The organism is Mesorhizobium sp. M7A.F.Ca.US.005.03.1.1 (genome assembly GCF_003997975.1).
Classification (GTDB): domain Bacteria; phylum Pseudomonadota; class Alphaproteobacteria; order Rhizobiales; family Rhizobiaceae; genus Mesorhizobium; species Mesorhizobium ciceri.
In genome coordinates this window covers 68278-92686 of record NZ_RZRO01000009.1, presented here as the reverse complement: position 1 = coordinate 92686, position 24409 = coordinate 68278, and the positions used below count along the sequence as shown (strand labels likewise).

The 24409-nt window shown below is 60.1% G+C and carries 29 protein-coding genes; 15 read left to right on the top strand and 14 right to left on the bottom strand.

All coding sequences use genetic code 11. The features are described 5' to 3' along the window. Positions 1–8 precede the first annotated feature (8 nt). Positions 9–665: a DUF1629 domain-containing protein gene (locus tag EN990_RS06820; RefSeq protein ID WP_127368597.1), complete on the top strand. Its 657-nt coding sequence runs from the start codon at positions 9–11 to the stop codon at positions 663–665. A 2-nt stretch (positions 666–667) separates the two neighbouring features. Here EN990_RS06820 and EN990_RS06815 read toward each other — a convergent pair whose 3' ends face one another. Next, positions 668–1579, bottom strand: a complete 912-nt coding sequence (locus EN990_RS06815; RefSeq protein WP_127368598.1) for an agmatinase — start codon at positions 1577–1579, stop codon at positions 668–670. A gap of 374 nt (positions 1580–1953) precedes the next feature. Between EN990_RS06815 and EN990_RS06805 the strand changes: the two genes are divergently transcribed. Together EN990_RS06805 and EN990_RS06800 are read left to right on the top strand one after the other, a co-directional pair. Then, complete coding sequence (locus EN990_RS06805) at positions 1954–2763, top strand: nucleotidyltransferase family protein (protein ID WP_063168036.1); 810 nt, start codon at positions 1954–1956, stop codon at positions 2761–2763. Beyond that, positions 2756–3505 (top strand): metallophosphoesterase, encoded by a 750-nt coding sequence (locus EN990_RS06800; protein WP_013531519.1) that lies wholly within the window; start codon positions 2756–2758, stop codon positions 3503–3505. The genes EN990_RS06805 and EN990_RS06800 overlap by 8 nt, the downstream gene beginning before the upstream one ends. A 39-nt stretch (positions 3506–3544) precedes the next feature. Here the strand turns inward: EN990_RS06800 and EN990_RS06795 are convergent, their stop codons facing one another. The 3 genes from EN990_RS06795 to EN990_RS06780 all read right to left on the bottom strand — a co-directional run bounded on the left by EN990_RS06795 (position 3545) and on the right by EN990_RS06780 (position 5773). Next, entirely contained in the window at positions 3545–3730 is a 186-nt protein-coding gene (locus EN990_RS06795) for a hypothetical protein (RefSeq protein ID WP_013531520.1), read from the bottom strand. Between the two features lie 401 nt (positions 3731–4131). Then, positions 4132–5322 carry an NADH-quinone oxidoreductase subunit D gene (locus EN990_RS06785; RefSeq protein ID WP_063168035.1) on the bottom strand — a complete coding sequence of 397 codons (1191 nt, stop codon included), beginning with the start codon at positions 5320–5322 and terminating at the stop codon, positions 4132–4134. Between the two features lie 55 nt (positions 5323–5377). Then, the gene (locus EN990_RS06780) at positions 5378–5773 is read right to left on the bottom strand and encodes a hypothetical protein (protein ID WP_013531523.1); all 396 of its coding nucleotides are present in this window, start codon (positions 5771–5773) and stop codon (positions 5378–5380) included. Between the two features lie 250 nt (positions 5774–6023). On the opposite strand from EN990_RS06780, the gene EN990_RS06775 reads away from it, so the two are divergent. Beyond that, positions 6024–6251 (top strand): hypothetical protein, encoded by a 228-nt coding sequence (locus EN990_RS06775; protein ID WP_013531524.1) that lies wholly within the window; start codon positions 6024–6026, stop codon positions 6249–6251. A gap of 131 nt (positions 6252–6382) precedes the next feature. Next, positions 6383–6541: a hypothetical protein gene (locus EN990_RS06770; protein ID WP_013531525.1), complete on the top strand. Its 159-nt coding sequence runs from the start codon at positions 6383–6385 to the stop codon at positions 6539–6541. Between the two features lie 55 nt (positions 6542–6596). Here EN990_RS06770 and EN990_RS06765 read toward each other — a convergent pair whose 3' ends face one another. After that, positions 6597–8504 (bottom strand): DUF4396 domain-containing protein, encoded by a 1908-nt coding sequence (locus EN990_RS06765; RefSeq protein WP_127388260.1) that lies wholly within the window; start codon positions 8502–8504, stop codon positions 6597–6599. Between the two features lie 192 nt (positions 8505–8696). On the opposite strand from EN990_RS06765, the gene EN990_RS06760 reads away from it, so the two are divergent. Further along, positions 8697–9125, top strand: coding sequence for a hypothetical protein (locus tag EN990_RS06760; RefSeq protein WP_013531527.1), 429 nt, complete (start codon positions 8697–8699; stop codon positions 9123–9125). A gap of 106 nt (positions 9126–9231) precedes the next feature. Here EN990_RS06760 and EN990_RS06755 read toward each other — a convergent pair whose 3' ends face one another. From EN990_RS06755 to EN990_RS06740, 4 genes are all read right to left on the bottom strand, one after another. Next, positions 9232–9390 carry a hypothetical protein gene (locus EN990_RS06755; protein WP_013531528.1) on the bottom strand — a complete coding sequence of 53 codons (159 nt, stop codon included), beginning with the start codon at positions 9388–9390 and terminating at the stop codon, positions 9232–9234. An 83-nt stretch (positions 9391–9473) separates the two neighbouring features. Next, positions 9474–9944, bottom strand: coding sequence for a YbhB/YbcL family Raf kinase inhibitor-like protein (locus tag EN990_RS06750; protein WP_013531529.1), 471 nt, complete (start codon positions 9942–9944; stop codon positions 9474–9476). Between the two features lie 47 nt (positions 9945–9991). Continuing rightward, the gene (locus EN990_RS06745; protein ID WP_013531530.1) at positions 9992–10198 is read right to left on the bottom strand and encodes a hypothetical protein; all 207 of its coding nucleotides are present in this window, start codon (positions 10196–10198) and stop codon (positions 9992–9994) included. A gap of 98 nt (positions 10199–10296) precedes the next feature. Beyond that, positions 10297–12288: a protein-L-isoaspartate(D-aspartate) O-methyltransferase gene (locus EN990_RS06740; protein ID WP_127369071.1), complete on the bottom strand. Its 1992-nt coding sequence runs from the start codon at positions 12286–12288 to the stop codon at positions 10297–10299. Between the two features lie 263 nt (positions 12289–12551). Between EN990_RS06740 and EN990_RS06735 the strand changes: the two genes are divergently transcribed. From EN990_RS06735 to EN990_RS06720, 4 genes are all read left to right on the top strand, one after another. Next, entirely contained in the window at positions 12552–14963 is a 2412-nt protein-coding gene (locus tag EN990_RS06735; protein ID WP_024505216.1) for a phosphoketolase family protein, read from the top strand. Continuing rightward, positions 14960–16138 carry an acetate/propionate family kinase gene (locus EN990_RS06730; protein ID WP_127369072.1) on the top strand — a complete coding sequence of 393 codons (1179 nt, stop codon included), beginning with the start codon at positions 14960–14962 and terminating at the stop codon, positions 16136–16138. Before EN990_RS06735 ends, EN990_RS06730 begins: the two co-directional genes overlap by 4 nt. A 205-nt stretch (positions 16139–16343) precedes the next feature. Continuing rightward, on the top strand, positions 16344–16583 hold the full coding sequence (locus tag EN990_RS06725) for a hypothetical protein (protein WP_013531534.1): 240 nt from the start codon (positions 16344–16346) through the stop codon (positions 16581–16583). A gap of 91 nt (positions 16584–16674) precedes the next feature. Further along, entirely contained in the window at positions 16675–16887 is a 213-nt protein-coding gene (locus EN990_RS06720) for a hypothetical protein (protein ID WP_063168031.1), read from the top strand. Positions 16888–16944: 57 nt separating this feature from the next. Here EN990_RS06720 and EN990_RS06715 read toward each other — a convergent pair whose 3' ends face one another. The 4 genes from EN990_RS06715 to EN990_RS06700 all read right to left on the bottom strand — a co-directional run bounded on the left by EN990_RS06715 (position 16945) and on the right by EN990_RS06700 (position 18362). Continuing rightward, positions 16945–17109, bottom strand: coding sequence for a hypothetical protein (locus tag EN990_RS06715; RefSeq protein WP_013531536.1), 165 nt, complete (start codon positions 17107–17109; stop codon positions 16945–16947). A 164-nt stretch (positions 17110–17273) separates the two neighbouring features. Further along, the gene (locus EN990_RS06710; protein ID WP_013531537.1) at positions 17274–17474 is read right to left on the bottom strand and encodes a KTSC domain-containing protein; all 201 of its coding nucleotides are present in this window, start codon (positions 17472–17474) and stop codon (positions 17274–17276) included. An 80-nt stretch (positions 17475–17554) separates the two neighbouring features. Further along, positions 17555–17989, bottom strand: a complete 435-nt coding sequence (locus tag EN990_RS06705) for a GFA family protein (protein ID WP_013531538.1) — start codon at positions 17987–17989, stop codon at positions 17555–17557. 73 nt (positions 17990–18062) lie between these two features. Then, positions 18063–18362, bottom strand: a complete 300-nt coding sequence (locus EN990_RS06700) for a PRC-barrel domain-containing protein (protein WP_013531539.1) — start codon at positions 18360–18362, stop codon at positions 18063–18065. Positions 18363–18913: 551 nt separating this feature from the next. Between EN990_RS06700 and EN990_RS06690 the strand changes: the two genes are divergently transcribed. From EN990_RS06690 to EN990_RS06675, 4 genes are all read left to right on the top strand, one after another. After that, on the top strand, positions 18914–19663 hold the full coding sequence (locus EN990_RS06690) for a Crp/Fnr family transcriptional regulator (protein ID WP_013531540.1): 750 nt from the start codon (positions 18914–18916) through the stop codon (positions 19661–19663). A gap of 390 nt (positions 19664–20053) precedes the next feature. Continuing rightward, complete coding sequence (locus tag EN990_RS06685) at positions 20054–20671, top strand: alpha-ketoglutarate-dependent dioxygenase AlkB (RefSeq protein ID WP_164753677.1); 618 nt, start codon at positions 20054–20056, stop codon at positions 20669–20671. Positions 20672–20803: 132 nt separating this feature from the next. Further along, complete coding sequence (locus EN990_RS06680; RefSeq protein WP_127368727.1) at positions 20804–21244, top strand: DUF2231 domain-containing protein; 441 nt, start codon at positions 20804–20806, stop codon at positions 21242–21244. Then, positions 21241–22581 (top strand): sorbosone dehydrogenase family protein, encoded by a 1341-nt coding sequence (locus EN990_RS06675; protein ID WP_127368728.1) that lies wholly within the window; start codon positions 21241–21243, stop codon positions 22579–22581. The genes EN990_RS06680 and EN990_RS06675 overlap by 4 nt, the downstream gene beginning before the upstream one ends. Before the next feature lie 27 nt (positions 22582–22608). Here the strand turns inward: EN990_RS06675 and EN990_RS06670 are convergent, their stop codons facing one another. Next, positions 22609–23445, bottom strand: a complete 837-nt coding sequence (locus EN990_RS06670; protein WP_127366453.1) for an alpha/beta hydrolase — start codon at positions 23443–23445, stop codon at positions 22609–22611. Positions 23446–23753: 308 nt separating this feature from the next. Between EN990_RS06670 and EN990_RS06665 the strand changes: the two genes are divergently transcribed. Continuing rightward, entirely contained in the window at positions 23754–24371 is a 618-nt protein-coding gene (locus EN990_RS06665; RefSeq protein ID WP_024505224.1) for an NAD(P)H-dependent oxidoreductase, read from the top strand. The last annotated feature ends 38 nt before the right edge of the window (positions 24372–24409 follow it).

The window sequence follows — 24409 nt, the reverse complement described above, 5'->3', positions numbered from 1 at the left end:
GGGACCGGATGAACATCTATGTCCTGAGCGTGATCGAAGGACAGGAATGGGTCCTTCCTCGGCAGGCGGACGACTACCAGCTGTTTTCGACGCTCTGCGGCCGGAAGCAGACACAATGGCATCCGCCCAGGATGGAGATCCTGCGCGAACACGACGACGGTACGCTCCGGCAATATTCAGATTTTCCATGGCTTGGCGAGCATGTGCTCATCCTGCGGGCGAGGGCGTCGAAATTGCTTCGGCCAACCCTCGAACCGTACGGTGAATTCCTGCCGCTTCCTGCTGACGAGCCAATATCGCTCTTCAATGTCACCACCGTGATCGATGCGCTGGACGAGGAACGTTCAAAGATCGTTCGCTTTGACGATGGCGGCATCATGGTGATCGAAAGCCTCGTCCTTCGAGCGGACGCAATCGGCGGTACCGAGATATTCAAGCTGCCCGAGCGTGCCGACGGGGTGCGAATATCCGATATTTATCTGCAGGAGACGATCGTACGCCGGATCGGGGAGCTTGGGCTCAAGGGCATTGCTTTCAACCTGGTCTGGAGCGACGAGCCGGTCGGACGAGGCAGGATCGAATACCCAGGTGCCAAAAAGGGCATTTCAACCGCAAGCTCGCTCACGCGCTTTTGGGCCGCTCTGCGGCGAAGAGCGGGATTTTGACATCAAACCTGCCGGACGACGGTGCCGACCACATTGACGAGAAGGCGCGCGGCGGTCCGCGCTGACAGGCCGTCAATATCGGCCGGAGGATAGAACTCGACAAGGTCGAATCCTGCGATCCTGGCCCGTTTGCCGAGGCCGGCGATCAGGTCGATTACCTGCGTGTAGGTGAGGCCGCCGGGTGTACGCGCCGCCACGCCCGGCATGATGCTTGGATCAAGGCTGTCGCAGTCGAGGGTGACGACGACCCGCGCGGCTTTCGGAATATGCCGGAGCGCGGCTTCGACGCCCTGGGCATGAACCTCGCGGGCGGTCACGAAGCGGCTGCCATAGCGCCGGGCTGCTTCGATTTCGGCGATGCGCGCGCTGCCGACGCTGCGCAGACCGACCTGCACCATGCCGGCGACATGCGGCATCTCGCTTGCCCTGCGCATCGGGCTCGAATAGCCGTGGCGTTCGCCATGAACCTCGTCGCGCCAGTCTATATGGGCGTCGACCTGCAGGACCCAGACCGGCCCGTGCTCTGCAAAGCCGGCGAGGAAGGGAATGGTCATGGAACAGTCGCCGCCGATCAGGATCGGCACAGCCGGCAACGTCAGGATCTCGCGCGTTTTTGCCTCGATCCTGGCCCGGTTGCCGGCATTGTCATGCATGGTGGTCAAGATATCGCCGGCGTCGATGCAAGAGGCCGGCTTGCCGTCGAACAGCGGGCCGCCAAGATCGAAATCCCAGTGCTCGACGAATGCGGCATCGTCCTGGCTGGCAGCACGGATGGCGTTGGCGGCCAAGGCATAGCCGCTGCTGTCCCTGCCGGGATAGGTGCTGCCGTGACCGGCCCCGAAGATTACCGCACGAGGGACGTGGCTATCTGCAAGACGGTCGGGAAAGCCGAGAAAGGGAGGCGAGGGGGTCATGCCTTTATGGTCCTGATAGTGGCTTGGCGCACGCCGATCGGCTGCGGTTAGATCAAGCGCCTCGGCTTCAGCTTTGTGTGCCCGATTGGGTAAGCCCAATAAACCCCAAAACGATCGAGATCGAGCACCCACGGGGTGTTTCAAATTTGGGCCAATGGGACATTGGCGGCGGCATGGGCCGATTTCGAGGCGACATAGAGACTTGCGCCGGCGATGACGTTGGGCCGGGCTTGGATCGGCAGGCGCGATCCCGAAATTTCCAGTACGTGACGAGAATGAACCTTTGGCTGGCCGCCCGGTAGCGGAACCAGGCGGGGTTCACGTTGTTACCACAGCGGGCGACTGCCGGTTGCCGGATTCGGAGTCATCGTTTCATGACCAATGGCCCATTGCCTGAAAACGTTCTGGTCTCGCTTCCCATGATTGACGCAAAGGCGGCGCCGACGCTCAAAAATGCCGAGGCGGAGGTATTTTATACCGAAGCAATCCGCGAGCTTGCCGCCACCGACATTCCCTTTCTGGTCGCCGGGACCTACGCGGTAAGCGCCTATACGGGTGTCACCCGCCAGACCAAGGACCTCGATATCTTCTGCAAGGCAGGCGACTACGCGCGGATCCTCGCCCATTTCAAGCAGCTTGGATATGCCGTCGAAATCGAGGACGACCGGTGGCTCGGCAAGGTGTTCAAGGGCACGCATTTCTTCGACGTCATCTTCGGCTCGGCCAACGGCACGGTGCCTGTTGGCGACCTGTGGCTGGAACACGCCCGCCAAACCGAGCTGTTGGGCAGCAGGGTGCGGATCATCGGCCCGACCGAACTCATCTGGTCCAAATGCTTTATCCAGGACAGAGGGCGACACGACGGCGCCGATATCGCTCATACGATTCTCAAGGCGGGCGATCAGATCGATTGGCACCGGCTGCTTTCTTATCTGGAGGTTCATTGGGAGGTTCTGTTGATGCAGCTTATCAATTTCAGATGGATCTATCCGAGCGAGCGGGATCATATCCCGGCGTGGTTGCTCGATGAATTGCTCGACCGCCTCGCCAAGCAACGGCAATTGCCGTCTCCAAGGATGAAGATCTGCCGTGGGCGGCTGCTTTCGCAAACCGACTACGAGATCGACGTCAAGGAATGGGGCTTCGCCGGCGTCGGTGGTGTGGGAGAATTCCGTGATGGCTGATCCCGTCAAGAGCAGCGCGCCCAAGGACGGCGCACGCGCACTCAAAGTTGCCGCGGTCGGGGATCTCCATGTGCGGGAAGATGCACAAAACTCGTATCGAGACCTCTTCGGCGAGATATCGAGCGAAGCGGACATTCTCGTTCTCACGGGAGATCTGACCAATCTCGGCAAGCCTCGTGAAGCGGAGATGCTGGCCGAGGATCTGCGCAACTGCTCGATCCCGGTTGTGGCAGTCCTCGGCAATCATGACTACGAGTCCGGTGCGGTGGAAGACGTCACGAAGATCCTGCGGCAGGCGCATGTTCACCTCCTCGACGGGCAGACAGTCGAAATCGAGGAGGTCGGTTTTGTCGGCGTGAAGGGATTCATAGGCGGCTTCGGGTCACGCATGCTCGGCTCATTCGGGGAACCGGCGATCAAGACGATGGTCGCGGAAAGCGTGAACGAGGCAATGCGACTTGAAAATGCGATGCGCCAGGTGCGGGCCAAGCGCACGCTGGTGATCCTTCACTACGCGCCGATTGCCGACACCGTCGCGGGAGAACCGCTGGAAATATTTCCGTTTCTGGGCTCTTCACGTCTGGCCGAAACGATCGATCGATTTCAGGTCAGTGCTGTCGTGCACGGTCATGCACATCGCGGTTCTTACGAAGGCCAAACGCCTGGCGGAGCCAAGGTCTACAACGTCGCCATGCATGTGGCCAAGCCTGGCGGCCGCCCCTACGCCTTGCTGGAAATCTGATGCCAACGGCTTGCGCCGTCGATGCCCATTGGCCTGGACTCAGTTGGTGGCGTTGATCGATCTCGCCAACTCTTCCAGCTTGCGGGGATCGTTGCCGTGACGGCGCACCAGTTCGCGTGCCTGCCTGGACGGCAAATCGGTCGTGGCGGCCAGTTGTCGCACCTGCTGATCGTCGATGGCGACTTGCGGCAGTGTATGGTCGATATCTCCTGACTTGTCCTTCATCACGCTTCTCCTTGGTCGATTTCGACGACAACGGCTCGAAAATCCGACCGGTTCCGAACGATCTGCAACTTTTGCGCCGGCATCCGTGGGCGGACCAACGTGCGCCTGCCTTGAGGGCGCAACGATCTCGATGGCTGGATTCTGCCAGGAACCATGCCACGGCGGACGAGTTGTTCCAACTGAACGGAGATAGTTAGATGCCACAGCCAAGACAGCCAGACCCAAATCGCGATATGCCCGTGCCGCCTCCAACATGGAAGCCGGAGCCGATCGAGGAACCCGAACCGGAAACGCTTCCGGACGAGACTCCGCTGCCCAACCCCGACGAGAATGAAGAGCCTCCCGTCCACGCATGAGAGGGAATTTCTGCATCGCGGGGCAAGCGCGCAACCTGCCGAGGACTAACGATCTATCTCGCCAAACACGATGTCGAGCGACCCGATGATCGCGGCAACGTCGGCGATCATGTGCCCTCGAGACAGGAAATCCATCGCCTGCAGATGGGCGAAAGATGGCGCACGTATTTTGCACCGGTAAGGGACGTTGCCCCCGTCAGAAACCAGATAAACGCCGAATTCTCCCTTTGGCGCTTCAACCGCGGCGTAGACTTCTCCCGCCGGCACGCGATGCCCCTCGGTATAAAGTTTGAAATGCTGGATGGTCGCTTCCATAGAGCGTTTCATCGTGGCGCGCCGCGGCGGCGTGATCTTCTGGTTCGGAATCGCGACCGGCCCCTGGCCTTCGGATGACCGCAGTTTTTCCAGGCATTGCTTCATGATCCGCACCGACTGGCGCATCTCCTCCATACGGACGAGATAACGGTCATAGCAGTCTCCGTTCTTGCCGACGGGGATGTCGAAATCCATGTCAGGGTAACATTCGTATGGCTGTGCCTTGCGCAAATCCCATGCCGCGCCCGATCCGCGTACCATCACGCCGGAAAACCCCCAGCGCCAGGCATCATCCAGCCCGATCACACCAACATCGACATTGCGCTGCTTGAAGATGCGGCTGCCGGTGAGCAGATCGTCGAGGTTGTCACAGACTTTGAGGAACGGATCGCAGAAAGCCCAGATGTCGTCGAGAAGCTTCGCAGGCAAATCCTGGTGCACGCCGCCGATTCTGAAGTAATTCGCATGCATGCGAGCGCCGGAGGCGCGCTCGTAAAAGACCATCAGCTTCTCGCGCTCCGCAAATCCCCAAAGCGGCGGCGTCAGGGCGCCGATATCCATGGCCTGGGTCGTGACATTGAGGAGATGCGACAGAAGCCGGCCAATTTCGCAAAAAAGAACACGGACAAGCTGCCCACGCTTTGGAACTGTTATGTCGAGCAGTTTTTCGGCGGCGAGGCAGAACGCATGCTCCTGGTTCATCGGCGCGACATAGTCGAGCCGATCGAAATAGGGCAGCGCTTGCAAATAGTTCTTGTGCTCTATGAGTTTTTCGGTGCCTCGATGGAGCAAGCCAATATGCGGATCGGCACGCTCGACGATCTCGCCGTCCAGTTCGAGCACCAACCGAAGAACACCATGGGCGGAGGGATGCTGTGGCCCGAAATTGATGGTGAAGTTGCGAACGGCGGCTTCGACCATTGCTGCTCTCCGCGACTGCATTTCGTCGATTCAGTGATGCGTATGGTTCGATGCCTCAAGTCGTCGTCTGAATGATCAGCGTCAGCGTGCCATCGCCATCTATGTTTGCAGCGACAACCTGCGAGGAATTGAGCCCATTCGCTCTCAAAGCCGACGTCGCCTGAGGTGAGGCATCGACGGAGCTTTGCAGGCGAAGCAAATCTTCGGCGCTGGTCTGGTTAATCACGGCATCGGCCTGCGCCTTGATTTCGTCCGGCAAATCCTCGACGGCGACAATGGCGACGCCGGTGAAATTCAAACCGGCAGAGCCTGGATCGGGCGGCGCCAGCTCCGGCTGCGCTTCGCCCTGCGGTGGCGTCACCTGGGGAAGCTGCGGTCCGATAGTTTGGGCGTAGACGGGCTGAATGGTGACCGCCCCGGAAAGCGCGACAGCTATCGTCAACATGCGCATGGTCGCTCCTTGCATTCTTCGAGGGAGATTTTGAAGAAACCCCCATGCTGAGCGATGGTTCCGCAAGGCCGGTCCCACCGGGCGATTTCGCCCCAACTCACCCCAGAGAGACGCCGAAAACCTGGCCAAGGCGTTCGTCACACGGCTGTCTCCAACCGGTTGGGCAGCTCCGTACGGAATCGTACCATCGATTGATCTGCACCTTGGACAGGATCAAAATGAAGCTGAGGTGACCATGGGAGGGAGCCGCATGAGCATCGCCAGATGGGCAATAAGACCTGTCGGTACCGCCAAGGCGTTTCTGGCAGAAGAGCTTCGAAGTGCGCGATACGGCGACATCGTTTCGGTCAAAGCGGCGATAGAGGCCGCTCGCAGGGACGCGCCTTATTTGCAGGATACAGATGATGAATTGATGGAGACGATCATCGAGCTGGCACGGGAACTGGGTCTGGCCGTCCTTTTTGACTCTCGCGATTGACCGATGAGCCATGGTCGATGCGATTTGGTACGAAATCGACAATTGGCTCATGGTCGAAAATGCGCAATCATTGGGAAATGGGACGACGGCTGGACGACAAACTCGATTGCAAGGCTTGTGGGACCATCCAAATGGACATTCCCGACGACGCCAACGAGTCGACGCCAATTCATTGCAGCAATTGCGGCGCCTTTCTCGGCGAATGGGGTGAATTGCAGGATGATTTCTACCGCCAGGCTCGCGGTACCGAAGCATTCGACTTGCGCAACGGAACCATTATCAAGAAGTAGCGCGCAACAATGCGCCCCCGGATGACACAGGTAAATCCACAGGGGGGTGGCAGATCTAACCGACGTCGATCACGACCATCAGCCCGCCGCCGCCCTTTTCCTCGACATTGTTGTTCGTCGTGTGATGCGGGATGTGGCAATGGATGAGCCACTTGCCGGGACGCCGTGCCTTCCAGACGACGTCATAGCGCTGTCCTGGCCCGACATTGATCGTATCGGCCAGAAAGCGCGCCGAGGGAGGAAGCGTCTCACCGTCACGAGCGACGACCTCGAAGGGTCCGCCATGGATATGCATGGGATGGACGAAGCCATTATTGGTGCCGATGAAACGCACCTTCAGCGTCTCGCCCACCTTCATGGGGATGGCGTCGGTTGCGGGATAGGCCTTGCCGTTGATGGTGAAGAAGTTCGGCATACCGCCTTCCATCGGCATCGAAGGATAGGTCAGTCCATCGCGCACCAGCCATTCCTGAAGTTCGATCACATAGTCGTGGTCAGCCTGAACCTCGTCGGCGGGATTGGCAGGGTCGATGATCAGCGCCCCATAGAGCCCCAGCGCCTGGGTACGGTCCGGCTTGGCATGCGGATGATAGAAATAGGTCCCGTGCTGGGTCGCGGTGAATTCGTAGGAATAGGATTGCCCAGGCTCGATCGGCGGCTGGGTGATCTCGGCGGGCCCATCCATCTGGTTCGGCAGGATCATGCCGTGCCAATGCACCGTGGTCTCCTCAGGCAGGTCGTTGGTGACGTCGATGCGAACCTTATCGCCCTGGCGAATGTGGATGCGCGGACCGGGGATCTGGCCGTTGTAGGCATAGGCGTCGACCGCGACATTGGGCAGGATCTGCCAGCGGACCACTGAGGGCCTGAGGTCGAACACCTTGACGCCGTTCTCCAGGCGGAATGGCAGTTCCTGGTCGCCTTTGGCGGCAAGGCCATAGGATGCCGTGACGCGATGCGGATCGGTTGCAGCCATGTCACGCATGGCTTCCGCCGGCGTGTCGCGGCCCATGATCATGCCTTGCGGCATGATCGCCCCGCCGACGTCACGTGCTGAAAGCGTCAGGTTCAGCCAGTTCGCCGGTGCGGCCATGCCAATCGCCAGCGCCAGCACCGAGACCATGCCGAGGGCTGCTATCTGCGGCGTCGTGGCGTCCGTCTCCATCTGATGGCCGCTGCGTTTGGGTTTGTGGGATGTGTTGGCGTGGCCTTGTCGTCGATCATCGCCGGCGCGGGCATGATGCGTAGCGTGCTGTTGCTGGGCGGTCGGCTCTCGACTGCTCATTTCGGCCGCCTGCGGGCGCTGCGTCATCAACCCGTGCTTCAGTCCGCGAGCGACCAGCCAGACATTGGCGGGATAGGCAAGCGTGAAGCCGGTAATGACGCCGATCGACATCACGCCCCAGAACAAGAGCTCGGTCGGCTCCATCGCGCGCATGTCGCGCCCCATCATCAGGAAGCTCATGACGGGCGCCATGCCGGCCATCATGAAATTCATCGAGATGAACTCGGGCAGGAAGCTCTTGCGCACATTCTCCCAGTAGGTGCCGCCCATCATCGATTTCATGAACAGCGACTGGAAGATGAACAGGCCGAAGGCGAAACCCGCCAGATATTCGACGATGAGGTCGAGCCACATCGGCAGGCCAAGCGTTGCCGTAATGACTGCCGCGAGAATGATGCCGGTCGCATCGCCGGCAACGCAGTGGATGGTCGAACCGACGCCTTGCTTCCACAGCGGCCTGGTGAAGTCTTCATGCTCGCCCGGTCGTGGCTCCTTGTCTGCAAGCACATAAAGCAGCAGCCCCAATGGACCCATATAGAGGGTCACCAGGATGAAACCCCATTTCATCACCAGCGGTTCGGGATTGTTGCGGTATTGATCGAAGCCGACATAGAGCGTCGAGGTGGCGGCAAGAGCGAACCAGACAGCAAGGAAATAGTCGATTGGCTGGATGAACATGGATGCATCCCGTCGCGGATCAGCGGTTTGTCACAAGCAGCCCCCGCCGATGAACGCAGCACGTGTGTTTATGATCCCGCCGGCCCAATCCGGTTGTGTCGAATTCTCCAGCCTGGCGCTCTTGTCGAAGCATTACGGCGCGGTAATTCCCTTGAAGGCGTGGGCGCTTCGCTGCCTCAACAGGAGCTGGCCATGAAACATCAAACACTCGACCAACTGCATGCCGTCGCCAAGATTGAATCGTCGGCTGCATATTCCGCAATGACACGAAATCAGCGCATAGAGCGCTGGGCTGAACTGCTGGAGCGTAATCCCGAGCGATGCCTTGGCGCGTTTGCAGGCACCGAACATCTGCACCCCGAAGCACGTGCAATGATGCGGGGCGAGGGAACCGCAATTTCGGTTGCTTTCGAAGATCCAGTGCTGCGCGCATCGGGTTTGAAAGACGATACATACGGCGAGGCAAAGCGCTTTTTCGAGCTGAACGACTGGCAGTTGCACGACATCGTCTGCGATTGCCACGTCGGCTCAACCATGAAAGCGCGCTGGGCTGCGACGCGAGTCCGCTCAGCCGTCAGCGGCAGGTTCTTTGCGTGGTTGCGGCAAAGGATAATGCGCTGACCCAGTTGGGGATCGTCGTCGCCCGCTGCGGCTTACGATCCCCTGTCTTGCCGATTGGATGTCTTGCCGATTGGATGTCTTCCGATCGGACATCTTGCGATGCGGATCAACGCTTGTCCTGGTATAGCCGGTCGGTCGCCCGGTCGCTTTCCCTTCGTTCAGCGGGCCCACGCCGGCGGCGTGCGATAACGGCATAGGCCAACAGCACGATCAGCAACAATGGGCCGCCGGCAACGACGACTAACCACATGATATCTCCAAACATGGCGGCATCTCCTTTCCCAGACAACCGGCAAGGAGGAGAACCGTTCCGCGCAGCAGCAGGGTAATGCCACCTCGGTCATCAACTTACGGATTGCGTTCGTAGGTTCCGATGAGTTCTGCCTGCTCGAGCGAGTGTTTCTGCGCCTCCCGCCAGATGCGCTCGACGCCTGCGCTGGCCGGAATGGCAAGGCTCGGCGTGTCGAGCGCGGCCAGCCGGAAATGGTAATGGTGGACGCCATGTCCGACCGGGGGTTCAGGGCCGTCGTAATAGGCGTTGCCAAAATCATTTGTTGCTTGCCTAAGGGCACCGGGACCTGGCTTGCCGCTTTCCGCCTCGGGAAGTTCCCTTGTCTCCGCGGAGATGTTGAATACCGCCCAATGACCAAACGTTCCGCTCGGCGCATCAGGATCCTGAACGACGAGAACGAGGCTTTTGGCGTCGTCCGGTACTCCAGACCATTTCAGCGGCGGCGATACGTTTTTGCCGTCTCGTGTATATCTTTCGGGAATTGGTCCGCCTTCGGCAAAGGCGGCGCTGCTGAGGGCAAGTGGCATGGTTCACTCCTTCCGGGGAAGTTGATCGCAGCGATGCCAACGGCATGCTATTTGTTGGTCCGCATCTTTTGTCTTGGATCGATCCCGCCAGCAGCGGTCGTGTCGTTCTCGACATCGCCTTCGACCGTGTTCTCGCCTTCCAGCTCGAACTCTTCGCCTTCCTTGATCGTTCCCTTGGAAGTCCCGATACCAGGATTGTTCGCCAAGTCGGCATCGCTCGGTTTTTTCCATTTCGGATGTTTGGTTCCGGTCATGAGAAAACTCCTTCGACGGGATTTCAGTTTAAAAATGCAAGCCAGATGGGCCGTTCCGGTTCCAGGGCTCTGCTTCATCGGCTCGCCGCGCGCGCCGGTTAGAGCCCGAATGGATAGGTGTCGGGAACGCCGGTTCTTGCATGCTCCGGGCCAAGCGGCGTCACTGCCGCGGTTTTGTCGAACCATAGGAACGCGTCGAACTGCTGGGGCAGGGAAGCGTCCGCATAGTGGCTGCCCAGCTCGGTTTCCGGCCGGTAGATTACCCCGATGAATCGCTCCAGCCTGCGTTCCAGCAGCCGCTCACGCAGCGTCTTGTCGCGCCCGAGGTCGAGCAGGAACCGCGACACAAGAGAATCGTGGCAAAGCCGTTCGTAGCTGTCGGCGTGCGACGCGCGAACCTGCTTCACCTCCATTTCGCCATCCCAGTCGCTTGCGGCCGCTACAGTGCCGGAATGCGTGCCCATACCGATTAGCGCTGCCTCATCGCCGAAACGCTGCCGGCAGAGCTGACCGATGTTCAGTTCGTCCCTGACGACACCCATCTCGGTAAAGCGGGCATCGCCGATATGGGAATTGTGCGCCCACACCACCGCCTTGGAGTTGGGGCCGCCGGCGTTCAACAAATGTTCCAAGGTCTCGAACATGTGGGTGTCGCGCAGGTTCCAGGACTCCGCACCGCCATAGTACATGATCCGGTAGTAGTGTTCGGCGGACGCGATCAGCCGAGCATTCTGACTGGCGTCGAGAAAGTCGGTTCCGTCCTGTTTTGCATAATCGAGTTGTCTGGCGAGCAAGTCCCGGCATTGTTCCAGCACGGCTTTCTCGCATTTTTTATAGCCGGCGGTGAGCACCGCACGGCCGTAGGTAGACGGTTCGTGTTGCCAGGGCGTCAGGCAACCATACCGTTCGCGTGCAATCTTGGCTGCCTGGGGATCGACCCGGTCGAGATAGTCGAGGACCGCGCCTATGGACCCGCTCATATTGTAGATGTCCAGGCCGTAGAACCCTGCTTGCTCCGAAGGTTCTAGCTTCTCGTTGCGACGGCGCATCCAGTCGGAGAAGGCCGCGACATCGGTGTTGCGCCACATCCACGTCGGAAACCGCTGGAATGGCGCACCGGCGCCTGTTCGCGGCCGACGATGGCGAACATAGCGGTCGATCGCCGCCGCATCGGGCCAGTCCGCCTCGACCGCGACGATGGTGAAGCCGTGCCGTTCGATAAGCCTGCGGGTGATCGCCGCGCGCGCCCTGTAGAACTCGGACGTGCCATGGCTTGCCTCGCCAAGCAGAACGACGCGCCGGTCGGCGAACCGGTCGAACAATGCGCCGAAGGCCGGATCGTCGAAATCGGGCAGCGGTTCAGCCGCGGCCGCAATCATATCGGGCAGGCTGATCGGATGCGGATGTCGAAGTGGGCGACCGACCTTGGTGACGGTGCCGTTTTCCGACCAACCCTGCTCGCCGATGAGAGGGACGAAGCGCACGCCGCCGAAATCCTCCTCGCTGTAGGTTGCGGCACCTGTCCGGGTGACTTTGAGCAGGCGTTGCAAATCGGGGTCGTCGCCGACCGGAATGACGAGCCTGCCGCCGACATCGAGTTGCTCCTGAAGGGCGAGCGGTGCGCCGGGACCGCTGGCTGTCACCACGATGGCATCGAACGGCGCCGCCTGCGGCCAGCCCTTGGTGCCATCGCCTGTCCGGACCTCGATGTTTCGATAGCCGAGTTTTTCAAACCGCCGTTTCGCCGTTTCTGCCAAACCGGGATGACGCTCTATGGTGTAGACCTGTTCGACGATCCGGCTCATCACCGCGGCGGCGTAACCCGAGCCGGTGCCGATTTCGAGCACGTGGTCACCCGGTTTGACGCCCGCCATTTCGATCATGAATGCGACGATGTAAGGTTGCGATATGGTCTGGCCGTCGGCGATCGGCAGCGGCGTGTCTTCATAAGCAAATTCCTCGAAACCGGGTTCTACGAAGGCCTCGCGTGGAACTTCGCGCATCGCCTGCAGAATTTCACGGTCATGGATGCCACGCCGGCCGACGTGGATATTGACCATTCGATCACGGGCACGAGGAAGATCGAGCATTTTTTAGCTCCCTTGGTGCAACGCTTCGAGGTTGTCCTTCGCGGTAGCTGCCTTGAACCTGGCCTTCGCGATTCCAGTTTCTAACCGCTGGAGGACTTCAAGGTTCCCGCCTATTTGCGGACAGAGCCGCTCGCTCCACCGGGATAGCGACCGGTCTCTTGGCCGCTCGGGTCGCGACACTGTCCCGGACGGCGGCAGTCGGGGGTTGCTCAAGCGCAAAGATGCCCCAGTTATCACCAGCGAACCGAAAGCTGGAGATGTCGATGAACGACAAGGCTGCCGCGACGCCGCAGGCTATCGGCCACGAACGGATCGACCTCATGGACCGTTACTGGCGCGCCGCGAATTACATCTCGGTCGGCCAGATCTATCTGCTCGACAATCCGCTGTTGCGCGAACCGTTGAAGGCCGAGCACGTCAAGCCTCGGTTGCTTGGCCATTGGGGCACGACGCCGGGCCTGAATTTTCTCTACCTGCATCTGAACCGCGTTATCCGCGAACGCGACCTCGATGTTCTTTTTATCTGCGGCCCGGGCCATGGCGGTCCCGCAATGGTCGCCAACACATGGCTCGAGGGCACCTATAGCGAGATCTATCCCGATATCGGGCAGGGCGAAGACGGCCTCAGGAAACTGTTCCGGCAGTTTTCCTTTCCCGGTGGCGTGCCAAGCCATGCCGCGCCCGAGACGCCAGGCTCCATCCATGAGGGCGGCGAATTGGGATATGCACTGGTTCATGCCTTCGGTGCGGCCTTCGACAATCCGGGTCTGGTGGTTGCCTGCGTCGTTGGTGACGGCGAAGCCGAGACCGGTCCGCTGGCGGCGGCATGGCATTCCAACAAGTTCCTGAACCCAGCGTCGGACGGCGCCGTCCTGCCGATCCTGCATCTAAACGGCTACAAGATCGCCAATCCGACGATCCTCGGCCGCATGGACGATCAGGAATTGCGAGACCTTTTCGCCGGCTATGGCTACGAACCGTTCTTCGTCGAAGGCCACGAACCGCTTGCCATGCACCGATCCATGGCCGCGACGCTCGACACGGTGCTCGATCGCATCCGTTCCATTCAGGAGCAGGCACGGGCTCCGGGATGGCATGGTCAACGCCCGAAATGGCCGATGATCGTGCTGCGCAGCCCCAAGGGATGGACCGGGCCGAAGGAGGTCGATGGCGAAAAAGTCGAGGGTTTCTGGCGCTCGCATCAAGTGCCGGTATCGAACGCTCGAGGGAATGAGGAGCACCGCAAGATCCTCGAAAACTGGATGCGAAGCTACGAGCCGGGAGAGCTGTTCGACGAAAGCGGGCACCTGTTGCCGGAGCTTGCGGCACTTGCCCCGACAGGGACAAGGCGCATGGGCGCAAGCCCGTACGCAAATGGCGGCCTGCTGAAGCGCGATCTGATGCTTCCAGATTGGAAAAGCCTGGCGCTGGAAGTGCCGCGTCCAGGTGGCGTCATTGCCGAGGCGACGCGGATTTGCGGAAGCTATCTTCGCGAGGTGTTCCGCCTCAATGCCGAGGCGCGAAACTTCCGCCTGATGGGGCCGGACGAGACATCCTCCAACCGCCTCGACGACGTGTTCGAGGTCACCGATCGGATCTGGATGGAGCGCATCGAGCCCTATGACGTCCATCTTTCCCGTGATGGTCGCGTCATGGAAGTGCTGAGCGAGCATCTCTGCCAGGGCTGGCTTGAAGGCTATCTGCTCACCGGCCGGCATGGCCTGTTTTCATGCTATGAGGCCTTCATTCATATCGTCGATTCGATGGTCAACCAGCATGCCAAATGGCTGAAGACCTCCGGCGAGCTCGCTTGGCGCAAGCCGATCGCCTCGCTCAATTACCTTTTGACCTCGCATGTCTGGCGGCAGGATCACAATGGTTTCAGCCATCAGGATCCGGGCTTTGCCGATCTGGTCGCCAACAAGAAGGCCGACACGGTAAGGCTCTATTTCCCGCCGGACGCCAACACCCTGTTGTGGATCACCGATCATTGCCTGAGAACCTATAACCGCATCAATGTCATCACCGCCGGCAAGCAGCCGGGACCGCAATGGCTGTCCATTGAAGAAGCCGGAGCGCATTGCAAAGCTGGAGCGGGCATCTGGGAATGGGCCGGCACGGTTGCTCAGCACGAGGAGCCCGATGTGGTCATGGCCTGCGCCGGCGATGTGCCGACCCTGGAAACACTGGCCGCGACAGACATTCTGCGCTCCGCGATCCCCGACCTGAAAATCCGCGTCGTCAATGTTGTCGACCTGATGACATTGCAGTCGAACACGGAGCATCCGCACGGCCTGCCCGACGGGGACTTCGACGCGTTGTTCACGAAAACACGGCCCGTCATCTTCGCCTATCACGGCTATCCCTATCTCATTCATCGCCTGACATACCGCCGCGCCAACCATGACAACATGCATGTGCATGGCTTCCGCGAGGAGGGCACCACGACGACGCCATTCGACATGGTGGTGCTCAATGAACTCGACCGCTACCATCTCGCGCTCGCCGCCATCGAACGCGTGCCGGGACTGGCCGAAAGGGCCGAAGGGCTTGCCGGCGAACTCCACGGCAGGTTGGCGAAGCACAAGGCCTATGTGCGCGAGCACGGCGAAGACATGCCCGAAATCCAGAAATGGAGCTGGCCCGACAAAGCCGCGACAAAGGGGCGCCAATGATGCGTCGGTCGATCCTGGCGCTGAATGCCGGCTCGTCCAGCATCAAGTTCGCGCTTTACGATCTTGTCTCATCACGGGATATGCAACTCGTTTCACGCGGCACGCTGGACCTGGGCGACAAACCCACACTGCGCGCAAAAGCGGCCGACGGAACGGTGCAGTGCGATCGGCCGCTCACCGCCGACAAGCGGCGTGACGCGGCCATAGGCGAGATGCTGAATTGGGTGCAGGGCGAAATTGGGGAAAGAAACCTGATCTGCGCCGGCCATCGCATCGTGCATGGCGGAAGCGAGTTCATCGAACCTGTCCGTCTGACCCCATACATCATCGACGCCATCGACAGACTTACGCCGCTTGCTCCGCTGCATCAGCCTCGCAGTCTCGCGCCCGTCCGTGCAATAGCCGCCTTGCAACCGGACCTGCCACAGGTTGGCTGTTTCGACACCGCTTTCCACCAGACGATCGATCCGCTCGTGCGGCGCTTTGCCCTTCCGCGCCAGTATGAAGAGCAAGGCTTGCGCCGCTACGGGTTCCACGGTCTCTCCTATGAATACATCGCCGGGCGGCTCAGCGAGATATCGCCAATTTTCGCGGCGAAACACACGATCGTCGCCCATCTCGGCAATGGGGCAAGTCTTTGCGCCCTGCACGGGGGCAAAAGCATCGATACCACGATGGGTTTTTCGGCCCTGGATGGCCTCGTCATGGGCACGCGGTGCGGCGCCATCGATCCCGGCGTGCTGTTGTATTTCCTGCTGGAAAGAGGCATCGCGGCGGAAGAACTGCAGGCGATGCTCTACGAGAAGTCGGGCCTGCTCGGCGTATCCGGGATTTCCGGCGACATGAGGACGCTCGAAGCGAGCAATGATCCTCGCGCGCAAGAGGCGATGGCGCTTTTCGCCTTTCGCGCCGCGAGAGAGGCCGCGGCGCTTGCAAACACGATGGGTGGCCTTGAATGCCTGGTGTTCACCGCCGGCATCGGCGAACGGTCCGCGACCATCCGCAAGGCCATATGCGAAAAATTGACCTGGCTTGGCGTGGTGCTTGAAGATCGCGCCAACAACACCCACGCCGAGATCCTCAGTCGTCCCGAGAGCAAGGTGGAAGTACGGGTGATTGCGACCGATGAGGAAAGTGTCGTTGCACGTCACAGCCGCATGGTGATGCAAGCCTGAACGCTCGCCTCGGCATCGGAAAATCGCTGTCGATTCGGCCCGATGAAAGCGCGGGCAAGGGTATTCCCTGTACGAAAATTACCAAGCAAGCGGTCGGGGGAACCAACTGCCCATAGAAATATTGTGCGAGCAATCCCGGCTAACCCCGAGATCGTCGGCCGATGATCAGGCCGACAGCCTTACTTCAGGCATTGGCTGAGGATCCATGTTTACGGACGACGTTGCGGTGAGGCGCCTGAAAATCCTGGTCGAGCAATATGTCGAGACACGCAAGAAACGCCACGATGTGATCTCTACCGCCAAGGCCGGGACCGCAATTCGAGAGGTGATGCCAAGTTGCCCGCTTTCCGGAAAGGCCTTCGATGATCTGATAGCGGCCTGCGCCATCGAGCATGGCCTCGCTGTGCTCTTCGACAATCCGGGGACATCAGGCACTGAAGTCTGAGGCTGGCGCTTCCGATGCCACCATCGCGATGAGCAGGAGTTCAGTCGACATGTCCAGGTACTTTTTCGACCTTCGAGATGAGAGCGGAAGCTTGCAGGAGGATCCCGAGGGCCAGGAATTTTCTGATCTCGCGAGCGCTGAGGAAAACGCGATGGCGTCGGCGAAGGAAATCCTTGCCGAAGAGCTGCTGCATGGCAGGCCGCTGCGTACCGGATTGACCTTCGAGATTTTTGACGAGAACCGCAACCTGGTGCTGCGCTTTCCTTTTGCGCTCGCGGCCGAAAAGGCCGGGGCACCCCCTTAATCCCGAATTGCCTGGCCGATCACCTGCAGGGGCCATACAGGTCGCCTCATGCGGATACTATCCTTCCGCCTTGAAGTTTCTGGCTTCCTTCTCGACCTTGGGGTTGTCCTTGCCATGCTTTTGCATGAGCTCCTTGGCCTGCTTGGGTGAGACGTCGGTGGTCTCTGCCAAGCGCAATGCCTTCTTGTCCTTGCTTTCGGTCTTCTGCTTCTTGGCCGTCATGGCTCTTGAACTCCCTTGAAGCCTTTTCCGATCGATCTTTGCCGGTGCGAACACCTGAGCATGTTCAGATGAACACTGTCGTTGCCTGGCTTGCTTCGACGACGAGACGTCAACGAGACGATGCCGGTCAGGTTCCGTGCATCGCCTGCTCATGTCCAAACTTGTCACGCCACGCGGCGGTACCGATGGCGGTCGCGGATGAACTCATTGAAGAAGCGGCCTTTTGAGGAAGCTTTGGTGAAAGCGGCATAAGTTGCCGGTGCAACATCCTCATATTCGTAGCGTCTGCCGCTCGGCACAAACCAGACCGACAGGATCCTGGTGGCGGGATCGTATTGCGCATTTCGGATCACGGTCGATGGCATGGTCGCACCCGACAGGTCTGCCCGAATAACCCGTTAGCGATCGTCAGGTTCCGCCGATATCCTGGCGTCACGCACCGCGACTACCGGTCGCGCGGGTTGCCGAACTTCGGGTCGCGCTTCCTTGAATATCGGTCGATGCGTGGCAGGCTGTCATCAAACTCGATCCACGGCAGCCTCAGGTCCCAATAGGCATGGGCTTGCGGCCGAAACCCTTCAGGGTTGTCAAAGAAGCCGATCGTCACATAGAACTCGTCCGGCAGGCCTTCGTCGCTATAGCCTATCGAGCTTCCACAGTCTGGGCAGAACGTGCGGGTGACGCCTGGCGTTTGGGAAAAGGCCTTCGGCGTCCCTCTGAGGAGCTGAAATTGCTTCGGCCGGTAACCAACCCAGATCGTCAGCGGACTTCCGATGGCCCGGCGGCAATCGTCGTCGTGATCGTAGCATATCCAGAAAGGCTCTCCGTCCAGGGCTGCGGCGATCCCTCCGCAGAAGCAGGCTCCGGTTTCGCGCCGCATCGTCTGTCCACCCTGTTGCGCCTAAGAGAGAGCGGCCGAGTGGCCGCTCCCGTTCAAGGTGAAGTCCTTGAAATCATGCATCGTGATGCTCGGGCATGCTCTTGAGCTGATCCTTGGTCCAGTTCGTCACCGCGTGAACGTCGCCGTCTTCATCGCGCATGAATTCCAACTGGCTTGCGGGAACGGCCACCGGCTTGGCGCCAATGCCGAGAAAGCCGCCGACATCGATGACGACCTGACTGGCGGCTCCTGAGCCGTGCACATGCGAAACGCTGCCGACTTTGTTGTCGTCTGCGTCGTAAATCGTGGCGTCTTCGAGAATGTCTGGTGTCAGTTCGGTGCTTGTGAGGCGTACGTGGTTGGTGTGATCCATCTTTCGAGACTCCTGTTGGGTGGAATATTTGAACCTCTCAGCCGAGCAATCGTTCCGAACAATTCCGGGGGCGACGGACGGACGACGCAAGGACGCTAGAAGCCTCAACTCAGCCTCCGTCCGAATTGACTCGCAAAGCTCCGTACGGAAGCGTACAAAAGGAAATCGTCAGCAGCACAGTTGGGGCGCTGACGCTTGGGAGTGACCATCGCTCTTGCCCATCACGAAGGAGCCCGAGCACCCCGGTCTGCCAGTGGGCGCGATGACCGCGCTGGCGCGGGATACAGGCGCCACTGAACAACAGATACGCGAAATCATATCGCTCCTCGGGTTCGATCGCGCCTCTATCTTGCGGGAGGCTCGTTTGCTGGCGAAAGATAGTCAGCCAACAAGGCCTTCGAGTCTTCAGCAGTAACTGTCGGTTTCATACCAACGCGCCCGCCCGTCTAGTGCTGCGCGAGACGAAGTCTATGGTTCGTTACCGTCCGCTCGTTCGACGGGCGCGGCCGGCTAAGAGATCCCAGTGCTCTTGCCCAAGGGAAAAGAGTCTCGTGGATTACCAGACACTGCAAGCCAAGAGCGAATTGCTTCGCCGGATGAGCGCGGACGATTTCGCGCGGCTACGTCCGCATCTGGCGAGTGTTTTTCTTGAGTTGCGCGCGCCGCTGGAGACCGCGGGGCAGAAGATCGAAGCCGTCTACTTTCTGGAAAGCGGGCTGGCCTCGGTAGTGGCGAGGACTTCGCCTGCGACCGAAGCCGAAGTCGGAATCATCGGGTTCGAAGGAATGACCGGTTCGGCCCTGGTCATGGGGGACGACCAGGCCAACTTTGATTGTTACGTCCAGTCGACATGCGAGGCTCTCCGGATAGAGGCTGCCCCCTTCGTCGAAGCCCTGGAGGACAGCCCTACATTGCGGTCGTTCCTGTTGCGCTATGTCCAATATTTCCATGTTCAGACAAGCTATACGGCATCGATCAACGCGCGGCAGAGCCTGGAAGTTCGACTGGCAAGATGGCTTTTGATGTGCAGCGACCGCACTGTCGGCGACAGGCTTATGATAACCCATGAATTTCTGTCCATCATGCTTGGTGTGAGGCGTCCGGGGGTTACCGTCGGCCTCCAGATGATCGAAAGTTATGGTTATATCCGAGCGCGCCGCGGAGAGATTACGATCCGCGATCGAGACGGTCTCATGACGTTGGCGCGAGATTCTTACGGTCCACCCGAAACCCAGTACCGCCGGCTGGTCGGAGATTTGGGCTCGAAGCATCCCGCGAGGCAGGAGCGGCCTCTCGTTTGAGCGCGCCGGGCCAACGGAGGCTTCTCCGCCACTGAGCCGACAACAGGACATTTCGAGTGGCCGGCGCGATGATGCCGGTGAGACACCGTTGCCTAAACCCGCGCCGGCCACTGCGGCATGTTTTGGGGATGCCGCGTTGCCAATCTAGTTGCCGACAAGCAACTGGCAACGAAGGCTCACGGTTTGGTAAGAACCGTACGTACATGCACGCAACTCCCTCGGTCGCGTTCAAGGCATGCTCGCGAAATCCTGAGTTGAATACAGTCCCTCGATAAAATCCGGATTGGCAGGCCCTGTCCGTCGTTGGGGTGACGTCCGCAGGGTGGGTGCAGATTGGCTGGCCAGGTTCCGATATTGCCAGGCGGGCTGGCCTTCACCATCTTAGCTGGGATGGCGACACCCAAATCGAAAACACTCGACTCCGGCTCATCCGGGCTTCAGCACGATCTCTTTGGTGCTGCCGACGACCTACCGGAAGGTTTCTTCTATCAGCCCGAGTTGATCACGGCGCAAGAAGAAACGGAACTCGCCCGGCATCTGGAAGGCCTTCCGTTCGAGGCGTTCGATTTCCGTGGCCATCTGGCAAACCGGCGCGTCGTCGGTTTTGGCCTGCGTTACGACTACGACAGACGCCAGGTCGTCGAGGCGCCGCCGATCCCTGACTTCCTGCTGTCCCTGCGCGACAAGATCGCAGCGTTGGCAGGCCGGCCCGCCAACGCCTTCGCGCAAGTGTTGATCAACGAATACCGGCCCGGCGCCGGCATCGGCTGGCATCGAGACAAGCCTCATTTCGAAGACGTTGCGGGTGTTTCGTTGCTGGCGCCTTGCAGCTTCCGGCTCCGGCGGAAGAATGGCGCCAAATGGGATCGCCGGACCATCGTCGTCGAACCAAGGTCGGCGTATCTCATGACCGGACCATCGCGCACGGAATGGGAGCACAGCATTCCGGCGGTTGACCTGCACCGCTACTCGATCACCTTGAGGACATTGCGCACCAACTCCGCATGAGCATCGCGCGCCGAGCCGTTCTGTGCCATTGCCAGCGCCATCACGAGTTCTTGAACGCAAAACGGTTCCGGGAACCTCCCAACCACAAGTTGGTTTGGAGGACAGGTACAGCTTCAAAGGTGGAGAATGTCCATGGCCCGTGCCCGATCCGTGTTGGTGGCAGCCCGGCGTCCGTTCCATAAAACGCCGATGGCGGTCGCAAACGCATGTTTCGTCGGCACATTGCTGACCGACGTTGCCTATTGGCGAAGCGCTGAAATGATGTGGGCAAATTTTTCCGCCTGGCTGCTCCTTGCCGGCCTGGTTGTAGGCGTGCTCGCGGTCCTTGCAGCACTTGTCGATTTGTCTACCGGCCGACTTGCCCGTCAAGCCGGGCCTGCATGGCCATATCTCCTTGGCAGCCTCGTCGTGCTCGTCATATCGCTCTTCAACGCACTGGTGCACAGCCGTGATGCCTGGACCTCGGTCGTGCCGACGGGGCTCATCCTGTCCGCCGTCGCCGTGATCGTTATCCTCTTGCTGGGACTGCTGGGATGGAGTTCCGGCCACACTCAAGTGGAGGTGGTCGAATGAATGTCTCCGCCAGACATATCCGGCGTATCGCGAGCCTCGGTCTGCTGTTCGGATCGATTTTGGCGCTGCCCGCATGCAGCGATAACGAACCGGATCCCACCGATCAGGTCGGAGCAAACCCGACGCTGCCTGAACCTATTCAGTATCTGGTGCCGCCCATGCATGTCGCGTCGGTCGTCGGTTGGAAACAAGACGAGAAGCCGACCGTCGCCAAGGGTTTGCAAATCCAGGCCTTTGCCAAGGGCTTGAGGCATCCGCGCTCGCTTTACACATTGCCGAATGGTGACGTTCTGGTGGTCGAATCCGTGGCGCCGGCCGGTGCCGCGATCAAGCGGCCGAAAGACCTGATCATGGGCTGGATCGAGTTGATGGCGACCTCGGGCGGCGGCACCGAAGGAAGCAACCGTATCACCCTGCTGCGGGATACGAACGGCGATGGTCTGCCCGATGTCCAGGAGGTCTTCCTCGATCATCTCAATTCGCCCTTTGGCGTGGCCCTGGTCGGCAACGATCTCTACGTCGCCAATACCGACGCCATCGTGCGTTACCCCTACACGTCGGGCGACACCAAGATCACCGCGCCGGGCGCCGTGCTGACGCCATTGCCCGGCGGACCTATCGATCACCACTGGACAAAGTCTCTCGTGGCCAGCCCCGACGGGTCTCGGCTGTATGTCGGCATCGGATCCAACAGCAACATCACCGAGAACGGCATCCAGGCGGAAAAGGACCGGGCCGCCATCTGGGAAGTCGACAGGGCCACTGGCCGCTATCGTATTTTCGCGAGCGGCCTGCGCAATCCCAACGGGCTGAGTTGGGAGCCGCAGAGCGGCGCGCTGTGGGCTGTGATCAACGAGCGCGACGAGCTCGGTCCTAACCTGGTTCCCGACTACATGACCTCGGTCAAGGACGGCGCGTTCTATGGTTGGCCGTACAGCTACTATGGTCAGCATGTCGACCCGCGCGTGATGCCGCAGCGGCCGGACCTCGTCGCCAAGGCGATCCCTCCCGACTATGCCTTGAGTTCCCACGTCGCACCTCTGGGCTTGACGTTCTACACTGGAACCAACCTGCCGGAGCTCTATCGCAACGGCGCCTTTGTTGGCGAGCATGGTAGCTGGAACCGCAAGAGCTTCAACGGCTACAAGGTCGTTTTCGTGCCGTTCAAAGACGGTCATCCAGATGGCAAGCCGCAGGACGTCGTCACCGGTTTCCTCGGCAAGGACAACAAGGCGCACGGGCGGCCCGTCGGCGTTGCCGTCGACAAATCCGGCGCGCTGCTGATCGCCGACGATGTCGGGAACACGGTCTGGCGCGTAACTTCCACGAGCCAGTAGGCACCTGCATAAACGCTGATCGCTTCACTATCTCGGTGCGAATTCCACCAGCGCCTTGACGAATTCTGCCGGTGCCTCGATCGGCAGGAATTCGCCGCAGTTGGCGATCATGTGACCTTGCAGGTTCTTTGCGCCAGACATCCTCAGACCTTCGAGGTAATCGTCGATCGATCCAAAATCCGCGTCGCCGCGGATATAGAGGATCGGAACTTCGATGCGCGCCGGGGCATTGGCCTCGGCATCCTGCTTGAACGCGCGATACCAATCAAAGCCGGCCTTAAGTGCCTCCGGCCTCGCATAGGCCTGCGTCAACGTCTCCCGCATTTCATTGGTCAATGCTTCGGGACGGCCGGCGAGCAGATCGAAGAAAAAATCGAAGTAGGCGCGTTGATGGCCCGTCACCAGCAACTCCGGTAACTCAGGCACCGCATGAAACGCAAAGTGCCAGATGCCCGGGTTTGCGACTACCTTCGTCCATGGTTGAAGGCCGGGGATAACCGTATTCATCGGCACCGCGCCGACGATGCGACCGCCATGATGGCGAGCAGCAGCGAAGGCAATCATGCCGCCCACATCGAAGCCTGCAACGACGATGGATTTGGCCCCAAGCGCCTCGGCGGCTGAAATCACAATACCGGCAAGAACCTTCTTTTCCGCCGACGGCGGAGTGCCACGCGATTCACCGATCTCCGGAAGATCGAAAGCCAGCGTAAAGTACCGCGTGCCGAGTTCATCGATCACGCCATCATAGATTTTCCTGGAATGGGGCCAGCCGTGCAGAAGGATCAAGGCCGGTCGGCGCGGATCGCCGGCCGTGGATACCGCCAGCTGCATATCGCCTGCTTCGAGGGTCTGGACGAGCATCGTCTATCCATTTTCGGGAACTCAGAAGAAAACGAAGAGCGAACGAATAGGTTGCCCCACCAGTTCAGTCTGCGTCGCTCGCCGCTGTCCGTTCTCCAACGTCTGTGCTCAAGGACCCAGCCCGCTTTCTGAGCCGGCTCGACCGTCACCAAGTGGGAGGAGGGGGCCATCCACCGGCCCTGTTGGTCCGCCTGCGGAACAAGCATTTAACCCTGGCGTTAGAATGCCGGGCGATCCCGCAACGGGCGAATGGGCAGTCGCGAAGTCGTCGCGGCGGTTTGCAATTAGGACAATGCAGGGAGATTCACATGCCGCTTACGGCCTTCGCACTCAATTGCTCGCTCAAAGCTTCGAACGACAGGGAAAAATCCTCCACCGATCGGTTGCTCGCCGATGTCCTGGCGGCGTTGATGCAATACGATGTGAAGGGCGAGATCGTGCGTGCGCTCAGCCACGATATCAAGCCCGGCGTGCTCTCCGACATGGGCGAGGGCGACGATTGGCCGAAACTCAGAAAGAAGATACTGGCGGCCGACATCTTCGTGCTCGGGCTTCCGATCTGGCTTGGCCAGCCCTCGAGTGTGGCCAAGCGCGTCCTGGAGCGGATGGATGCCTTTCTCGAGGAGACGGATGACAGAGGGCGAATGCCGGCAGCAGGAAAGGTGGCCCTGGTGGCCATCGTCGGTAATGAGGACGGTGCGCATCACTGCCACGCGGAATGCTTTCAGGCATTGAACGATGTCGGCTTCACCATCCCGGCCAATGGCGGGGTCTACTGGGTTGGCGAGGCGATGGAGGACGTCAACTATGTCGACCTGCCGGCAACTCCGGAAAAAGTCTCGGGTGCGATCGAAATGGCAGCCTCAAACGCCGCCCATCTCGCTGGATTGCTGAAAGACCGGGGCTACTCGGGCGTCTCGGGATGACCTTTGTTCGCCTAAACAACTTTGAGCGGCCAGACCTT

Coding starts and splice junctions, on each gene's coding strand:
- EN990_RS06795 (WP_013531520.1), bottom strand. CDS start 3,730: ATGAAGGACAAGTCAGGAGATATCGACCATACACTGCCGCAAGTCGCC.
- EN990_RS06805 (WP_063168036.1), top strand. CDS start 1,954: ATGACCAATGGCCCATTGCCTGAAAACGTTCTGGTCTCGCTTCCCATG.
- EN990_RS06715 (WP_013531536.1), bottom strand. CDS start 17,109: ATGACGGCCAAGAAGCAGAAGACCGAAAGCAAGGACAAGAAGGCATTG.
- EN990_RS06685 (WP_164753677.1), top strand. CDS start 20,054: ATGGCGACACCCAAATCGAAAACACTCGACTCCGGCTCATCCGGGCTT.
- EN990_RS06745 (WP_013531530.1), bottom strand. CDS start 10,198: ATGACCGGAACCAAACATCCGAAATGGAAAAAACCGAGCGATGCCGAC.
- EN990_RS06725 (WP_013531534.1), top strand. CDS start 16,344: ATGTTTACGGACGACGTTGCGGTGAGGCGCCTGAAAATCCTGGTCGAG.
- EN990_RS06675 (WP_127368728.1), top strand. CDS start 21,241: ATGAATGTCTCCGCCAGACATATCCGGCGTATCGCGAGCCTCGGTCTG.
- EN990_RS06665 (WP_024505224.1), top strand. CDS start 23,754: ATGCCGCTTACGGCCTTCGCACTCAATTGCTCGCTCAAAGCTTCGAAC.
- EN990_RS06710 (WP_013531537.1), bottom strand. CDS start 17,474: ATGCCATCGACCGTGATCCGAAATGCGCAATACGATCCCGCCACCAGG.
- EN990_RS06765 (WP_127388260.1), bottom strand. CDS start 8,504: ATGTTCATCCAGCCAATCGACTATTTCCTTGCTGTCTGGTTCGCTCTT.
- EN990_RS06735 (WP_024505216.1), top strand. CDS start 12,552: ATGAACGACAAGGCTGCCGCGACGCCGCAGGCTATCGGCCACGAACGG.
- EN990_RS06670 (WP_127366453.1), bottom strand. CDS start 23,445: ATGCTCGTCCAGACCCTCGAAGCAGGCGATATGCAGCTGGCGGTATCC.
- EN990_RS06755 (WP_013531528.1), bottom strand. CDS start 9,390: ATGTTTGGAGATATCATGTGGTTAGTCGTCGTTGCCGGCGGCCCATTG.
- EN990_RS06700 (WP_013531539.1), bottom strand. CDS start 18,362: ATGGATCACACCAACCACGTACGCCTCACAAGCACCGAACTGACACCA.
- EN990_RS06800 (WP_013531519.1), top strand. CDS start 2,756: ATGGCTGATCCCGTCAAGAGCAGCGCGCCCAAGGACGGCGCACGCGCA.
- EN990_RS06740 (WP_127369071.1), bottom strand. CDS start 12,288: ATGCTCGATCTTCCTCGTGCCCGTGATCGAATGGTCAATATCCACGTC.
- EN990_RS06770 (WP_013531525.1), top strand. CDS start 6,383: ATGGACATTCCCGACGACGCCAACGAGTCGACGCCAATTCATTGCAGC.
- EN990_RS06750 (WP_013531529.1), bottom strand. CDS start 9,944: ATGCCACTTGCCCTCAGCAGCGCCGCCTTTGCCGAAGGCGGACCAATT.
- EN990_RS06680 (WP_127368727.1), top strand. CDS start 20,804: ATGGCCCGTGCCCGATCCGTGTTGGTGGCAGCCCGGCGTCCGTTCCAT.
- EN990_RS06820 (WP_127368597.1), top strand. CDS start 9: ATGAACATCTATGTCCTGAGCGTGATCGAAGGACAGGAATGGGTCCTT.
- EN990_RS06730 (WP_127369072.1), top strand. CDS start 14,960: ATGATGCGTCGGTCGATCCTGGCGCTGAATGCCGGCTCGTCCAGCATC.
- EN990_RS06815 (WP_127368598.1), bottom strand. CDS start 1,579: ATGACCCCCTCGCCTCCCTTTCTCGGCTTTCCCGACCGTCTTGCAGAT.
- EN990_RS06760 (WP_013531527.1), top strand. CDS start 8,697: ATGAAACATCAAACACTCGACCAACTGCATGCCGTCGCCAAGATTGAA.
- EN990_RS06775 (WP_013531524.1), top strand. CDS start 6,024: ATGAGCATCGCCAGATGGGCAATAAGACCTGTCGGTACCGCCAAGGCG.
- EN990_RS06780 (WP_013531523.1), bottom strand. CDS start 5,773: ATGCGCATGTTGACGATAGCTGTCGCGCTTTCCGGGGCGGTCACCATT.
- EN990_RS06705 (WP_013531538.1), bottom strand. CDS start 17,989: ATGCGGCGCGAAACCGGAGCCTGCTTCTGCGGAGGGATCGCCGCAGCC.
- EN990_RS06785 (WP_063168035.1), bottom strand. CDS start 5,322: ATGGTCGAAGCCGCCGTTCGCAACTTCACCATCAATTTCGGGCCACAG.